We start from the raw sequence: 15,412 nt of genomic DNA on the forward strand, positions 1-15,412 counted from the left end.
TTAGTTAGGTGAGCACAGCCAAGACATCTCCGGAAACCATGGACACCGCAGCCGCCGTCGAATCGGTCAGCACAGATACCCCGCCCAGCGACAACCTGCGTGAGGAGTATCAGGGGCTGGCGGACCAGGTGCGGAAATACCGTTTCGCGTACTACAACGAAGACGCTCCGCTGGTCTCCGATGCCGAGTTCGACGAACTGTACCGGCGGCTCGAAGAACTCGAGGCGCTGCATCCGGAACTCGTCAGCAATGATTCACCCACCCAGGAAGTCGGCGGAGAGGTCTCCGCGGCGTTCACTCCGGTGGAGCACCTTCAGCGCATGTACAGCCTGGAGGACGTCTTCTCGCTGGATGAACTCGACGCCTGGGTGCGCAAGGCCGAAGCCTCAGCGGCGAACATTGCCCCTGATGCCAAGATCAAATGGCTCACGGAGCTCAAGATTGACGGTCTTGCCGTGAACCTCCTCTACCGCAACGGTGAGCTTGTCCGGGCCGCCACCCGCGGCGACGGCACCACCGGTGAGGACATCACGCACAACGTGCTCACCATCAAGTCCATCCCGCGGGTGCTCACCGGTGAGAACATCCCCGCGGAAATGGAAATCCGCGGGGAGGTCTTCATTCCCTCCAAGGACTTTGCCCGCCTGAACGAATCCATGGTTGAAGCCGGAAAGGCGCCGTTCGCGAATCCGCGCAATGCCGCCGCCGGATCGCTGCGGCAGAAGGACCCTGAAGTCACAGCCCGGCGTCCGCTGAGCATGTACGTGCACGGCATCGGTGCCAGGGAAGGCCTGGCTGCCGCCAGCCAGTCCGAAACCTACGAACTGCTGAAGCAGTGGGGCCTGCCGACGTCGCCGTATTACAAGGTTCTGGAAAGCTACGGCGAAGTGCTTAGCTACATTGCCGTCAACGGCGAGCACCGCCATGACCTCTCGCACGAGATCGACGGCATCGTGGTCAAGGTGGACGACTTCGCACTGCAGCGCGCCCTCGGCCACACCTCGCGGGTGCCCCGCTGGTCCGTGGCCTACAAGTACCCGCCGGAGGAAGTGAACACCAAGCTTCTGGATATCCGGGTGAACGTGGGCCGCACCGGCCGTGTCACGCCGTACGGGATGATGACTCCGGTCACGGTTTCCGGTTCCACCGTGGAGATGGCCACACTGCACAACCAGGACGTGGTCAAAGCCAAGGGCGTGAAGATCGGCGACATTGTGGTGCTGCGCAAGGCCGGCGACGTGATCCCCGAAATTGTGGGCCCGGTGATGGCACTGCGCGACGCGCAGGATCCGCCGGTCCGGGACTTCGTGATGCCCACCCATTGCCCCTCCTGCGGCACGGAGCTGAAGCCGGCCAAGGAAGGGGACGTGGATATCCGCTGCCCCAATGCCAAGTCCTGCCCCTCGCAGCTGCGTGAGCGGGTGTTCCACCTCGCCGGCCGCGGCGCGTTCGACATTGAAGCACTCGGCTGGGAAGCGGCCATTGCCCTGACGCAGCCGGCCGAGCCGCAGGTTCCGCCGCTGACCAGCGAGGCCGGGCTGTTCGACCTCAACATCGAAGACCTGGCCGACGTGCGCATTGAACGCCCCAAGCGGGTCAAGGGGGTGGTGGACGGCACCGAACTGGTTCCCTACTTCTACTCCAAGGGCACGGCGAAAAAGCCGTCCGAACCCACTGCCACCACCCGCAAACTCTTTACCGAGCTGGAAAAGGCCAAGACCCAGCCGCTCTGGCGCGTGCTGGTGGCCCTGTCGATTCGGCATGTGGGCCCGACGGCGGCCCGGGCGCTCGCCACCGCCTTCGGATCCATGGAGGCCATCCGCGCCGCGTCCGAGGAGCAGCTGGCCCACGTCGACGGCGTTGGCCCCACCATCGCAGCGGCCCTGACCGAATGGTTCGCCGAGGACTGGCACCGCGAGATCGTGGACCGCTGGGCAGCGGCCGGCGTGCGGATGGCCGATGAACGGGATGAAACGATGCCCCGCACGCTTGAGGGGATGACCGTGGTGGTGACCGGAACCCTGCCGAACTTCAGCCGGGACGAAGCAAAGGAAGCCATCATTACCCGCGGCGGAAAAGCCTCCGGGTCGGTGTCCAAGAAAACCGACTATCTGGTGGCGGGGGAGAACGCGGGTACCAAGCTGGACAAAGCAGAATCCCTGGGAGTGCCGGTGCTGGATGAAGACGGCTTCCGCAAACTGCTGGACGGCACGCTGGCGGAAGAGGGCACAGCGCTGGAAGAAGGCGCAGTGTCAGAGGAAGGAACAGCATGACACCTCCGCTGCCGGACCGCGCTGCCGTTCCCGGAAATGATCCGCTGGAGCTCCTGGACGTGGCAAGGGAGGCTGCTGCGGCGGGCGCCGCCGTGCTGGCCCGCCGGACCACCGAGGGCCTGAACGCCGTGAACAAGAGCGCCGCCGGTGACTGGGTGACGGAGTTCGACACGGCTGCCGAGCGTGCCGTCCGCGAGGTCCTGGCCCGCCGCCGTCCGCAGGACACAGTCACCGGTGAGGAGCTGGGCGCCAGTGTGCCGGACAACGCTTCCGGAATCCGCTGGTCCATCGATCCGCTGGACGGCACCACCAACTTCATCCGCAACATCGTCTATTACGCCACCTCCGTGGCGGCGGTGAACGACGGCGGCGTCTGGCTGGCCGGCGTCGTCCATGCCCCGGCGCTGGTGCGGGTCTATTCGGCCGCCCGCGGGCACGGCGCCTGGCTGGCTGAACACGGCTCTGTCCGCAGGTTGTCGGGTCCGGATCCGGAGCGGACCGGCAAGCTCCTGGGCACCGGGTTCTCCTATGACCAGGGAGTGCGTGCCGAGCAGTACACCGCCCTTGCCGGCCTGGCGGCAGGATACGCCGATGTCCGCCGGCTCGGGTCCGCAGCCCTGGACCTGTGCATGGTGGCGGACGGCACTCTGGACGCCTACCTCGAGCGCGGACTGAACGAATATGACTATGCCGCCGGAGCGTTGATCGCTGAAGAAGCCGGCGTGCCGGTACGCCGGCCGGGAACTCCGGCCGGTGATGCCGAGCGGCTTCAGGCAGTGACCGCCGCCGGTGCCGCCGTTGAAGGACGCTTCCGGCGCTAAGCGGCAGGACCCCGAACCGCCCCCCCCGGGCCGGGCAGCTGCGGCATCAGGAAGGCATGCGCGCGGCCACGATGATTTCCGGGCTGGAGGACGGGTCCAGCGGTCCGCCGTTCCAATCTCCGTACCAGTCCGCCTCGCTGAACCCGGCCCGCTCCACAAGACCTGCCAGCACATCAGCCGGAGTGAATTTCAGGGTGCTGCGGCTGGTGAAGCGCTCGCCGTCGGCCAGGAACAGCGTGCGGTCCTCGAAGGTGACCAGGACGCCGTCGGGCTCCTCCTGTACGGCGATCAGCTCCCACTCAACTTCGAGCATCCCCGCCGAGGATTCCTGCAGCGCGGGCCCCGCACTGCTGCTGTCCCATTCCAGCCAAGCCTTCACTGCGGGGTTCCGGGACTCGAAAAAGAAGATTCCGCCGGGCGACAGCCGGGAGCTCACCGCCTGAAGCGTCAACAGGATGTCAGCTTCGGGCAGCAGGCACTGAAACGCATGGCCGGTCATGACCGCGGCGTCGATGGGGCCAGCGGGCAGGTCCGCCGCCGTTCCCTCCAGCCAGGTGACCAGCTCCCCGCCGTCGCGTGACCGGGCGGCATCGAGCATTCCTGCGGCCGGATCAATACCCGTGACGGTGTGCCCTCCGCGGGCAAGCTCAACGGCAAAATTGCCAGTGCCGCAGCCGACGTCCGCAATCCTCAGCGGACCCCTTTGGCTGCTGAGGGTGCTGAGCATACCGGCGTAGAAGTCGACGTCCCAGCGGCCGGCGTTGTCCTCGTCGTAGAGAGCCACCAGGCGCGGTTCGCTGTAATGCGCATCAACCACTGCGCGTCTCCGGTTCCTCTGTTTGCTGAGGACTGCGTGCACCGCAGTTGTTGGCAGTATCAGTGCGCATGCGGGGCGCCGATGGTGTGGAGCAGGGTGTGCAGGGATTCGTCCACCAGACGGTAGCGGTGTTCACGGCCAACCTTCTCCACCACCGCCCACTCCCGGTTCCGCAGCGGGCGCAGGGACTGACTGACCACTGTCTGCGGCACCCCGGCCGCGGCGGCCAGCCGGGTCACCGAGAGACCCGGGCTGAAGTGCAGGCACAGCAGCAGCGTGAGCCGTGTGGGATCCGAGATCAGGTCAAAACGGGCAGACCATCCCGGCACGTCCACGGCAGCGGGTACGTCTGCTACCGCGTCGATGACGGCACCGGGCGACGAGGGTCTCATACCTCGAAATCCTCGCATACCTCGCATAGCTCTGAATCCTTGCAGAGCGCCGCCGCGCCGCACAACGGTGCCGCGGCTGGGAAGAAGGTAACGCAACGACAAGTTTCGAACCGATTTTGGGCGGAGGGGATGGACCGGGATAGGTATTGTTTCATCGTTATGTGCACACGCATGCATACGTCAGGAGCGCACATGCCAGAGATCAGAGGTCGGGACCTGTCCCGGCTGGCAGCAGCTGCCCTGCTGCTGACCGTAGCCGCCGGCTGCGTAGCGGATCCGGAAAATACCGGGGAAGGTGCCCCCCTGGTTCTCGCCGATGCCAATGAGCTGGGCCGGTTCAACCCCGTGGGAGGCCACGGAGACAGCGGACAGTCGCAGATCTACGACGGGCTCCTGCGGCTCGCACCCAGGGATGGTTCCTCGTCCCTGCCCGACCTGATTCCGTGGCTGGCCACAGAGATGCCGCGGAGAAACACCGAGGGTACCGAATGGACTGTCCGGGTCCGCGACGGCGTGGAGTTCACCGACGGCACTGTTCTGGACGCCGAAGACGTTGCTGCTACCTATAAGGCCGTCATCGACCCGGCCTCTGCCTCCGAGCTGGCCCCCTCCTACGACATGCTTCAGGACGTCACCGCCGGACCGGACGGAACCGTTACGTTCACCCTGAAGTATCCATACTCCGGGTTTGCCAGCCGGCTGCTGCTGGGCATTGCGCCGTCGGAGCGGCTGATGCCGGGGCTGGCTGCCGAATCATCCCTGAATACCGACCCGGTGGGGACGGGCCCCTATACGCTCGCGTCGCTGCGCCCTGACGAACTGGTCCTGACTGCCAATGAGGACTACTGGAACGGCGCGCCGGAAGTGAAAACGGTGACGATTATCCACGTGCCCGATGACAACTCGCGGGCCCAGCGGCTTCAAACGGGCGAGATCGACGGAACCGTCCTGCCGCCGAGCTTGGCCGCAGCCTACGAGGATAAGCCCGGGTACTCCCAAGAGGCCGTGGAAACGGCTGATTGGCGGGGGCTTTCCCTGCCCGCCGGAAACGCCTTCGCGAGCGATCCGCAGGCGGTTCTGGCGATGAACCTGGCGGTTGACCGCGAAGCCATGGTGGACCATGTGCTGGCCGGCCGCGGCGTTCCGGCCCATACCCCGGTGGCAGCGGTCTACGGAGACGCCTTCGACCCGGACGCCGTCTTCCCATTCGACCCCGAAGGAGCCAAAACGCTCCTGGACGAGGCCGGCTGGGTTGCAGGTGAGGACGGAAAGCGGACCCGGGACGGCGTGCCTGCGGCCTTTGACCTGGCGTACAACGCAAGCGATACCCTCCGCCGGGATCTGTCGCTGGCGTTTGCCTCGGACATGTCCGGGATCGGTGTGGACGTGACCCTTCTCGGCACCGACTGGAACGTGATCGAGGAGCGGCGCAGAGACGTCGGCATCCTCCTGGGCGGCGGCGACAAGCCCTACGATCTGGATTCGCAGCTGTTCGAAACACTCCATACGGCAGTCCCCGGAACGGGTTCTCCCTTCGCCAATCCGGGCAACACCGGAAGCGCTGAAATAGATGCCCACCTGGAGGCCGCCCGGACAAGTACGGATCCCGCCGAGCGCACGGCCCGCTACCTGGCCGTCCAGGACCTCTACGTCCAGCAACCCGGTTACGTCATGCTGGCCTTCATCAACCACAACTACATCCAGCGGGAGATGGGCTGGCAGAACATCCGGACAGTCCTGGAACCGCATGCCCACGACGTCGGGTGGGGCTTCTGGTGGAGCCTGCGCGACTGGACCAGGGAGTAGCCGGTGCCGGCACAAGCACCGCTGCTGTCCGGCCGGCAGGCAGGACGCAGACACCGGCGTGCGGACCTGCGTACGATTATCTTCCGCCGCTGCGTCCTGGCGGTGCCTGTCGTCCTGGGCGTGAGCCTGCTGGTTTTCCTGCTGGCCGGCATCTCGCCCTTCAATCCGCTGACCGCCTATCTGGGGGACCGGTACGTGCAGGCGTCGGTGGAACAGCGGCAGCAGCTCGCCGAGGCCCTCAATCTTGAGACATCATGGTTCTCCGCCTGGTTGCAGTGGATCGGTTCGGCGCTGACCGGAGACCTGGGGTACTCACGGGTATTCCGGCAGCCCGTGACGGCGGTGCTGTCCGAGCGCATGCCCTGGACTCTGCTGGTCGCCGGAACGGGGTTGTTCCTCGCCGTGGTCTCTTCGCTGCTGATGGCGGTGCGCTGCGCTTACCGGCCGGGCGGGTTCCTGGACCGGGCCGTGGGTGCGGGGGCGACCGTCCTGCAGGGATTGCCGCCGTTTGTCATCTCCCTCGGCCTGCTGGGCGTTTTTGCCGTTGCCGCGGGTTGGTTGCCCGGGGGAGGACTGGCGGATCCCGGAGCCGAGCTCAGCGCCGGTCAGGTTGCCCGCCATATGGTGCTGCCCGTACTGGCCACGGCACTGTCGCAGCTGCCGTGGCTGGTGCTCTCCCTGCGGACCTCCACGGCAGGGATTCAGGCCTCCGATGCCGTGCGCGGGGCCCGGCTCCGCGGGCTGTCCGAGCGGACCGTGGTCCGCAAACATGTGCTGCCGGCAGCTTTGGCACCGTTCATCGCGGTGCTCGGATCGCGGCTCCCCGAAGTCATCGTGGGCGCCGTGCTGATCGAGACGGTGTTTTCCTGGCCGGGGCTGGCCGCGGCCGTGGTGTCATCGGCGCAGGCCCTGGACTTTGCCCTGCTGGCCGCGCTCACGGTACTGACCACGATCACCGTCCTGGCAGCATCGCTGCTGGCTGACCTCCTGTACATGCTGCTCGATCCGAGGGTGACTGCCGATGTTTAGCTCCAGGACTTCCAGCCCCGCAACCTCCGGTCCCGCAGCCGCGTCCGTTTTGCGCCAAGTGGTTCTGCCGGAACGCAGCCGTGCCGGGAAGCGCGCAGGTGCACTCATCGGCGCGGCCGTGCTGGCTGTGATTGTGGCCTACGCCGTGTTTGTTCCACTGATAGCCGGGACGGACCAGAAGCTGACCGATTTCAGCTCCGCCCGCCTGCCGCCGTCGTCCGGCCATCTGTTCGGAACAGACCACGCCGGCCGCGACCTGTTTGTCCGGCTGGCCTCCGGACTGCGGATCTCGCTCCTGATCGCTGCCCTCTGCGCCGTGCTCGCGATGGTCCTGGGCATGCTGGTCGGCGCGGCCTCGGCAACGTTGGGCGGCCGGGCAGACCGGAGCATCATGCGCTGCATCGACGCCGTCAATGCGGTTCCGCATCTGCTGCTGGGAGTGGTGATCGTGGCGATGTTCAGGGGATCGGTCACCGCCATTGTTGCCTCGATTGCCCTGACGCACTGGACGCAGGTTGCACGGATTGTCCGCGCAGAGGTCTTGTCCCTGCGCGGGCTCGAGTACGTTGAAGCGTCCTACCTTCTGGGCAGGACGCGGACACAGGTGCTCCGCCGGCATTTCCTTCCTGCTGCGCTGGGACAGGGAACGGTGGCCACCGTGATGCTCCTGCCGCACGCCATCTGGCACGAATCAACCCTGTCATTCCTGGGCCTTGGCCTCTCCCCGGACCGGGCGTCCCTGGGCACACTGCTGCAGGAGGCGCAGACGGAAGTGATGCTCGGCGGCTGGTGGGCGCTGGCGTTCCCCGCGCTGCTTCTCGTCTGTACCACCCTGGCGATCGCCGCCTGCGGAAACGGGCTTGTCTCCACCACAGCAGGCCGGTCATGAGTGCTGCGATCAGGGCTGAAGGACACACGGTCCGGATACCGGTGGACATCCGCGGGGAGGCCGGCTGGGTGCACGCTGCCACCAGCGTTGACTTCACCGCCTGCCGGGGCCGGGTGCATGCCGTCGTGGGCGAATCGGGCTGCGGTAAGACAACCCTGGCCACGGCCATCCTCGGCATGCTGCCCGCGGGCACACGGGCCGGGGGACATCTGGAATACGTGGACCCCAACGGGCGGGCGACAGCACTGACCGGCGAAGGGCGGGCCGCGGCCGCGCGGACAGCGGGGCTGCGGGGGCGGCAGATCGGCTACGTTCCGCAGTCCGCCGCCACCTATCTCACCCCGGTCCGCCGGGTGGGGGCACAGCTGCGGGAAACCCTCCGCGAACTCCGGGGACAGGCCACAGCGGAGGAGCTGCTGGACCGGGTCCATCTGGACCCTGCCGCTTTGGAGGCATTTCCGCATGAGCTCAGCGGCGGGATGCTGCAGCGTGCAGCCCTTGCCTTCGCCCTTGCCGGGGATCCCGACGTACTGGTGGCGGATGAACCGATCTCCGGCCTGGACCCGCATCTGGCCCAGTTGACCCTGGGCCTGCTGCGCAGCATCGCGGACTCCGGCACCGCCGTCGTCCTGATCACCCATGATCTGCAGGCGCTCGCCTTGTCCGGCACCGCCGACGAGCTCTCCGTGATGTACGCAGGAAGGATTATCGAAACCGGTCCGGCGGTGCGGATCCTGACTGCGCCGGCCGAGCGCTACACCGCGGATCTGCTCGCGGCCCTTCCCGCCAACGGACTGCATCCAATGCCCGGCCTGCCGCCTGAACTGACCAATCTGCCGCCGGACTATACGTACGCGGACCGGCTGCGGGCCGCGGCGGAACTGGAGGCGGACCATGTCCGGTGAGCTCAGCGCCGTGAAGGTGGGGTTCTCTTACGGCGGCGCCGAGGTGCTGCGGAACGTCAGCCTAAGTATCGGTGCGGGCAGCCAAGTGGGCTTGGCCGGACCGTCGGGCAGCGGCAAAACCACCCTGGCCCGGGTGCTGGCCGGTCTGATCCCGCCGTCGGCGGGGCACGTGGCCTGCAACGGCGCGCCCGTCCGAAGGGGTGACGGCAGCATTGCCATGCTGTTCCAGTCTCCGCGCCGGTCCTGCAGTCCGCGGATGACGCTGCGGGCCGTGATCGCCGAGGGCATCGCCGGCGTGCGCGGGCCCCGCCGGCGCAGGGAAATTGACGCAGGCGTGCGGCAGTTCGCGGCCAGGGTCCAGCTGACCGGCGATCTGCTGGACCGGTACCCGCATGAGGTATCCGACGGTCAGCTCCAGCGTGCCTGCCTTGCCCGTGCCCTGGCCGCCCGGCCGGATTACCTCATCTGTGATGAGGCCACCGCCATGCTGGATGCCGCCACCACCGCGGCCGTGGTCCGCATCATCAGCGGGGAGGTTGCTGCCCGGAGCCTCGGGGTCCTGGCGCTGAGCCATGACCGCGAACTGCTGGAGGCCTGGTGCGGGGCCATCAAACACCTGCCGTAAGCACGGTCTGCTGCGTGTCCATGGTGACGGTTCTGTCTGGTTTTAAGCCCTGAGGGGAGAGACGCCGCCGGGGGGAGAGACTTTCAGGGGCGGGCGCGGATAATGGGAACACTCGTTTGGCATTCTCGGACCAGGAGGAATCCATGACCCGTAAGACACCTGCTGCGCCCCGGAAGACTTCCACTGCCGCAGCTGCGCGAGTCCCGGCTCCTGAGCGTGCCACTCCTGCTGATCTGGACACAGGTCATTTCGCTGAGCTGCTGGATGAACGCATCGGCCAGGCCCGGGAAAAGATTGCCTCCGTGGTGGCGGACATCCGCGAAGTGACCCTGGCGGCCAAGGACACACCGGCCGACGACGAACATGACCCCGAAGGATCCACCGTTACCGTTGAACGCAACAACGAAATGGCGCTGCTCGCCGCCGGTGAAGAGTCGCTGATCGAGTTGCTGGATGCACGGGTGCGGCTGGATGAAGGCACCTACGGGGTGTGTGAGATGTGCGGCAACCCAATCCCCGCCGAACGGCTGGAAATCCGCCCCGAGGCACGCTTTTGCGTCACCTGCGCCGCCGCGGCCCGGCGCCGCTGAGCGGCGGCTGCCGAACAGCAGTGCCCCTGGTCACGGCCGTCCATGGACCGGTGACGGGCGGCGCTAGAATCAACGGTGGAAATCAAGAACCACGCAAGGATTCGTAACCCGCATGAGCATTACCGTCCGGCAGGCCACCGAGGCTGACTTTGACGACATCCGCCGGATCACCCGTGACGCCTATCTGAGCGCCGGGTACCTCGAGGCAGACGACCCCTACGTCAAGGAGCTGGAAAACGTTGAGGACCGTGCCGCCAACGCGATGGTCTGGGTGGCGGAACTGGACGGCAGGGTAGCTGCCTCCACGGCGATCACCTTTGCCGGGCAGCCGTACACCGACATCGCCGTCGAGGGCGAACTGGAATTCCGCATGCTTGCCGTGGACCCCGCTCTGCAGCGCGGCGGGGTCGGCCGTGCCCTGGTGTCCGCCGTCGTCGACTATGCCCGCACCCTGGACGGTATCCATGCCGTCAGCCTGACCAGCATGACGCCGATGACCCGGGCCCACGCCCTGTACCGGTCGATGGGATTCGAGCGGGTGCCCGGGCGTGACTGGATTGTGCCCAACAAGGACATCCTGCTCTGGGTCTTCCGTCTGGTCCTCTGACGCGGGCTGCCGAACACACCCGAACGCTCTGCTTGAGCGGCCGCGGGGCGCAACCCTTTCGGAGAGGGCGGAGGGGTGTTTGCGCCCGTGATGTGCACGAAAGATCCAAAGAAGCGTCCCGGTTCGCTGCTCCGCCCGCGCCCGACACACGGAAAATGGCATCACCAGACGCCGTAGACTGGGACGGATACCTTTTATCCGAAAAAAGACGCATGGGAGACTCATGTCTGAGATCAATCGTGAGGCTGTGGCGCATCTGGCGCATCTGGCCCACATTGAGATGACCGAGGATGAACTGGCCAAGATGGCCGGCGAACTGGATGTCATTGTTGATTCGATCAAATCCGTAAGCGAAGTTGCCGGTGAGGACATCCCGGCCACCTCCCACCCGATCCCGCTGTTCAACGTGTTCCGCGAGGATGTTGTGGGGCAGACGCTGACCAATGAAGAAGCGCTCTCCGGTGCTCCCGACAATGCGGCCGGCCGCTTCAAGGTCCCTGCCATCCTGGATGAGGAGTAAAGACTTCCATGAATGAACTGATTACTTCGAGCGCTGCCGCCCTGGCAGACAAGCTCGCCGCCGGCGAGGTATCCGCCGTCGAGGTCACCCAGGCCCATCTGGACCGCATCTCCGAGGTGGACAGCGCCGTCAATGCCTTCCTCCACGTGAACACGGACGAAGCGCTGCAGGTTGCGGCCGACGTCGACAAGGCCCGGGCGGCCGGCGAAAAACTGCACACCCTGGCCGGCGTGCCGATTGCCATCAAGGACCTCATTGTCACCAAGGGCCAGCCCACCACGGCCGGCTCCAAGATGCTTGAGGGCTGGATGAGCCCGTACGACGCCACCGTCATTACCCGGATCCGTGCCGCACGCATGCCGATGCTGGGCAAGACCAACCTGGATGAATTCGCCATGGGTTCCTCCACCGAGCACTCCGCGTTCGGTCCCACCCGCAACCCCTGGGACCTGGACCGCATTCCCGGCGGTTCCGGCGGCGGTTCGGCTGCAGCCGTTGCAGCCTTCGAGGCTCCGCTGGCACTGGGCACCGACACCGGCGGATCCATCCGCCAGCCGGCCGCCGTCACCGGCTCCGTAGGCGTCAAGCCCACCTACGGCGGGGTGTCCCGCTACGGCGCCATTGCCATGGCCTCCTCGCTGGACCAGATTGGCCCGGTATCGCGCACCGTCCTGGATGCCGCCCTGCTGCAGGAAGTCATCGGCGGACATGATCCCCGAGACTCCACCTCGCTGCCCGATCCCGTGGGAAACCTCGTGGAAGCCGCCCGCAACGGCAACGTGGCAGGCATGCGGATCGGCGTCATCAAGGAACTGCAGGGCGAAGGCTACGAGGCCGGCGTCCTGGCCCGCTTCTCCGAGTCCCTGGAGCTGCTCAAGGATGCCGGCGCGGAAATTGTTGAGGTCTCCTGCCCCAACTTCAAGTACGCCCTGGGCGCCTACTACCTGATCATGCCGTCCGAGGCTTCCTCGAACCTGGCCAAGTATGACGGCGTCCGGTACGGTCTGCGTGCCCTGCCCGCCGACGGTCCCATGACCATTGAGCGCGTCATGGGCGCCACCCGCGCCGCCGGTTTCGGCGACGAAGTTAAGCGCCGCATCATCCTGGGCACCTACGCCCTGTCCGCCGGCTACTACGACGCCTACTACGGCTCGGCGCAGAAGGTGCGTACGCTGATCCAGCGCGACTTCGACGCCGCGTTTGCGCAGGCCGACGTGCTGATCTCCCCGACCTCGCCCAACACGGCGTTCAAGCTGGGGGAGAAGCTGGACGATCCGCTGGCGATGTACCTGAATGACGTTGCCACCATCCCGGCCAACATGGCCGGTGTTCCGGGCATTTCCATTCCCGGCGGCCTGGCCGACGGACTGCCCGTGGGCATCCAGTTCCTGGCCCCGGTCCGCGAAGACGCCCGCCTGTACCGCGCCGGCGCAGCCCTGGAAGGCCTGCTGGAACAGAAGTGGGGCGGCCCGCTGCTGGCCTCCGCACCCGTACTCGGAGGAGTCAAGTAATGTCTGTGCACATCCAGGACGAGACCCTGTCCTTCGAAGAGGCCATGGAGAAGTACGATCCGGTGCTCGGCTTTGAGGTCCACGTGGAGCTCAACACCAACACCAAGATGTTCTCCGATGCGCCCAACGTTTTCGGCGACGAGCCGAACACCAACGTCACTCCGGTGTGCCTGGGCATGCCGGGCGTGCTGCCGGTGGTCAACAAGACCGCAGTGGAGTACTCGATCCTGATCGGTCTGGCGCTGAACTGCAAAATCGCCGAATCCTGCACCTTTGCCCGGAAGCAGTACTTCTACCCGGACACGCCCAAGAACTTCCAGACCTCCCAGTACGAAGATCCCATTGCGTACGACGGGTACCTGGACATCGAACTGGAAGACGGCACCGTGTTCCGCGTCGAGATTGAACGGGCGCACATGGAGGAAGATGCCGGCAAGCTCACCCACATGGGCGGGGCCGCCGGCCGCATCCAGGGCGCCGACTTCTCCCTGGTGGACTACAACCGTTCCGGCGTTCCGCTGGTGGAAATTGTCACCAAGCCGATCGAGGGTGCCGGTTCGCGCGCACCCGAGCTGGCCAAGGCCTACGTGGCCGCGGTCCGCGAGATCGTCAAGAACCTGGGTGTCTCCGATGCCAAGATGGAACGCGGCAACGTGCGCTGCGACGCCAACGTTTCGCTGCGCCCGCACGGCCAGGAAAAGTTCGGCACCCGCTCCGAAACCAAGAACGTGAACTCGCTGCGCGCCGTCGAACGCGCCGTCCGCTTCGAGATCCAGCGCCACGCCGCAGTCCTGGAATCCGGCAACAAGATTGTCCAGGAAACCCGGCACTGGCACGAGGACACGCGCTCGACGACGTCGGGCCGTCCCAAGTCCGACGCCGACGACTACCGCTACTTCCCGGAGCCGGATCTGGTTCCCGTGGTTACCACGCCGGAATGGATCGAAGAGCTGCGTTCCCGCCTGCCGGAGCCGCCCGCCGAGCGCCGCAAGCGTCTGCAGGCCGACTGGGGCTACTCCGATGCCGAATTCCGCGACGTGGTTAACGCCGGTGTCATGGATTCCATCGAGGAGACCATTGCCGCCGGAGCCTCCGCACAGGTGGCCCGCAAGTGGTGGATGGGTGAAGTATCCCGCCGCGCCAAGGAAGCCGAAGTGGAGCCCACCGAGGTTGGCGTCAGCCCGGCTCTGATTGTTGAGCTGGACCGCCTGATCCAGGCCGGCAAGATCAACGACAAGCTGGCCCGCCAGGTGCTCGACGGCGTGCTCGCCGGGGAAGGCACCCCGGAGGAAGTCATCGAGGCGCGCGGCCTGGCCGTAGTGTCCGACGACGGACCCCTGCTCGAAGCCATCGACGCCGCCCTGGCAGCCCAGCCCGACGTCGCGGACAAGATCCGCGGCGGCAAGGTCCAGGCCGTCGGCGCCATTGTTGGCGGCGTCATGAAGGCCACCCGCGGACAGGCCGATGCCGGCCGCGTGCGCGAGCTGATCCTGGAACGCCTCGGCGTGCAGGGCTAGCCCCGGCCGTCGAATAAGAACCGAATAAGCACCGCATCAAGGCGGCCGGCCCCGGGACCTCCCGGGGCCGGCCGCCTTTAACGGCAGCCCCGGACGGTGATGCACCCGGCGTCATGCGGAGCGCATTGGCGCGCACCGGGCAGACGCCCGACGTGCCTGACGGTAGGGTGCTGGCATGGCCAATCATCCCGCAGCGGAAATCCAGGTGGATACGGACCTTGTGCGCCGTCTGTTGCGTGAACAACAGCCCGCGCTGGCGGATGAGCCGCTGCAGCTGGTCGCCAACGGCTGGGACAACTACATCTTTCGGCTCGGCACTGTGCATGCTGTCCGCCTGCCCCGGCGCCGTGTTGCGGTGCAGCTGGCGGCCAACGAGCAGCAATGGCTTCCCGGGCTCACAGCGGATCTTCCGGTTGCAACCTCGGCTCCCGTCTTTGCCGGCCGCCCCTCGGAGGTGTTTCCCTGGCCCTGGAACATCACGCGCTGGTTTGCCGGATCCGAGGTTTCGCTGCAGCCCCGGGACCGCAATGTTGAACTGGCCGCTCCGCTGGCCGGGTTCCTGAACGCCTTCCACCGCCCCGCCCCGCCGGACTATCCCCGGAATCCCGTACGCGGCGTTCCGCTCTCCGTCCGCGACAACGCAGTTCAGGAGCGGCTGGCCAGCGGCATGGTCCCGCACGCTGCCCGGGTCCGGGAACTCTGGGAGGCCGCAGCCGTGCTGCCCCCGTGGCCCGGCCCGGACCTGTGGCTTCACGGTGACCTGCATCCCGCCAACCTGGTGGGCAGCCCCGACGGCGGGCTGCAGGCCGTCATTGATTTCGGGGACCTGACCGCCGGGGATCCGGCGACGGACCTGGCCGCTGCCTGGCTGGTCTTTGACCAGTACGGGCGCAGTGCTTTCCGTTCCGCCCTTGGGCCTCAATATGACGCCGATCCGTACGTCTGGGGCAGGGCGCGGGGATGGGCGGTGTGCATGGCCTCCGCCCTTCTCGCCCATTCCGACGATCATCCGGGAATGTACCTTGTGGGGTCGGAAACCCTGATGGAAATCCTGACCGATGTGCAGGATTGGGTGTGAGGATGGCAGTACAGGAGCAACGAAAGACGGGG

The 15,412-nt window shown here is 66.5% G+C and carries 15 protein-coding genes; 13 read left to right on the plus strand and 2 right to left on the minus strand.

Translation table 11 applies throughout. From position 1 onward, the window contains the following. The first annotated feature begins 38 nt into the window (after positions 1–38). Both ligA and QMA10_RS15675 read left to right on the plus strand, forming a co-directional pair. Complete coding sequence (gene ligA / locus QMA10_RS15670; protein ID WP_290169896.1) at positions 39–2,273, plus strand: NAD-dependent DNA ligase LigA; 2,235 nt, start codon at positions 39–41, stop codon at positions 2,271–2,273. Further along, positions 2,270–3,094 carry an inositol monophosphatase family protein gene (locus QMA10_RS15675; RefSeq protein WP_290169831.1) on the plus strand — a complete coding sequence of 275 codons (825 nt, stop codon included), beginning with the start codon at positions 2,270–2,272 and terminating at the stop codon, positions 3,092–3,094. Before ligA ends, QMA10_RS15675 begins: the two co-directional genes overlap by 4 nt. A 46-nt stretch (positions 3,095–3,140) precedes the next feature. On the opposite strand, the gene QMA10_RS15680 is transcribed toward QMA10_RS15675, so the two are convergent. Then, positions 3,141–3,911 (minus strand): class I SAM-dependent methyltransferase, encoded by a 771-nt coding sequence (locus QMA10_RS15680; protein WP_290169833.1) that lies wholly within the window; start codon positions 3,909–3,911, stop codon positions 3,141–3,143. 59 nt (positions 3,912–3,970) lie between these two features. Then, positions 3,971–4,303 carry a helix-turn-helix transcriptional regulator gene (locus QMA10_RS15685; protein ID WP_290169835.1) on the minus strand — a complete coding sequence of 111 codons (333 nt, stop codon included), beginning with the start codon at positions 4,301–4,303 and terminating at the stop codon, positions 3,971–3,973. Positions 4,304–4,495: 192 nt separating this feature from the next. Here QMA10_RS15685 and QMA10_RS15690 point away from each other — a divergent pair, with 192 nt between their 5' ends. The 11 genes from QMA10_RS15690 to QMA10_RS15740 all read left to right on the plus strand — a co-directional run bounded on the left by QMA10_RS15690 (position 4,496) and on the right by QMA10_RS15740 (position 15,380). Continuing rightward, a complete protein-coding gene (locus QMA10_RS15690) occupies positions 4,496–6,109 on the plus strand; it encodes an ABC transporter substrate-binding protein (protein ID WP_290169836.1) in 1,614 nt (537 codons plus the stop codon). A gap of 3 nt (positions 6,110–6,112) precedes the next feature. Further along, positions 6,113–7,138, plus strand: a complete 1,026-nt coding sequence (locus tag QMA10_RS15695; RefSeq protein WP_290169838.1) for an ABC transporter permease — start codon at positions 6,113–6,115, stop codon at positions 7,136–7,138. Then, positions 7,131–8,027 (plus strand): ABC transporter permease, encoded by an 897-nt coding sequence (locus QMA10_RS15700; RefSeq protein WP_290169840.1) that lies wholly within the window; start codon positions 7,131–7,133, stop codon positions 8,025–8,027. The genes QMA10_RS15695 and QMA10_RS15700 overlap by 8 nt, the downstream gene beginning before the upstream one ends. Further along, positions 8,024–8,932, plus strand: a complete 909-nt coding sequence (locus tag QMA10_RS15705; RefSeq protein ID WP_290169842.1) for an ABC transporter ATP-binding protein — start codon at positions 8,024–8,026, stop codon at positions 8,930–8,932. The genes QMA10_RS15700 and QMA10_RS15705 overlap by 4 nt, the downstream gene beginning before the upstream one ends. Next, positions 8,922–9,557: an ATP-binding cassette domain-containing protein gene (locus QMA10_RS15710; RefSeq protein WP_290169844.1), complete on the plus strand. Its 636-nt coding sequence runs from the start codon at positions 8,922–8,924 to the stop codon at positions 9,555–9,557. The genes QMA10_RS15705 and QMA10_RS15710 overlap by 11 nt, the downstream gene beginning before the upstream one ends. Positions 9,558–9,700: 143 nt before the next feature. Continuing rightward, entirely contained in the window at positions 9,701–10,147 is a 447-nt protein-coding gene (locus QMA10_RS15715; RefSeq protein ID WP_290169846.1) for a TraR/DksA C4-type zinc finger protein, read from the plus strand. Between the two features lie 112 nt (positions 10,148–10,259). Next, complete coding sequence (locus QMA10_RS15720) at positions 10,260–10,754, plus strand: GNAT family N-acetyltransferase (protein WP_290169849.1); 495 nt, start codon at positions 10,260–10,262, stop codon at positions 10,752–10,754. Positions 10,755–10,977: 223 nt separating this feature from the next. Next, complete coding sequence (gene gatC / locus QMA10_RS15725) at positions 10,978–11,274, plus strand: Asp-tRNA(Asn)/Glu-tRNA(Gln) amidotransferase subunit GatC (protein WP_104055298.1); 297 nt, start codon at positions 10,978–10,980, stop codon at positions 11,272–11,274. A gap of 8 nt (positions 11,275–11,282) precedes the next feature. Then, positions 11,283–12,785 carry an Asp-tRNA(Asn)/Glu-tRNA(Gln) amidotransferase subunit GatA gene (gene gatA, locus QMA10_RS15730; protein ID WP_290169852.1) on the plus strand — a complete coding sequence of 501 codons (1,503 nt, stop codon included), beginning with the start codon at positions 11,283–11,285 and terminating at the stop codon, positions 12,783–12,785. Continuing rightward, on the plus strand, positions 12,785–14,302 hold the full coding sequence (gatB, locus tag QMA10_RS15735) for an Asp-tRNA(Asn)/Glu-tRNA(Gln) amidotransferase subunit GatB (protein ID WP_290169854.1): 1,518 nt from the start codon (positions 12,785–12,787) through the stop codon (positions 14,300–14,302). Before gatA ends, gatB begins: the two co-directional genes overlap by 1 nt. 175 nt (positions 14,303–14,477) lie before the next feature. Next, positions 14,478–15,380 (plus strand): aminoglycoside phosphotransferase family protein, encoded by a 903-nt coding sequence (locus QMA10_RS15740; protein ID WP_290169857.1) that lies wholly within the window; start codon positions 14,478–14,480, stop codon positions 15,378–15,380. Positions 15,381–15,412 lie beyond the last annotated feature (32 nt).

It is taken from the genome of Arthrobacter sp. APC 3897 (assembly GCF_030407495.1).
Taxonomy (GTDB): domain Bacteria; phylum Actinomycetota; class Actinomycetes; order Actinomycetales; family Micrococcaceae; genus Arthrobacter_B.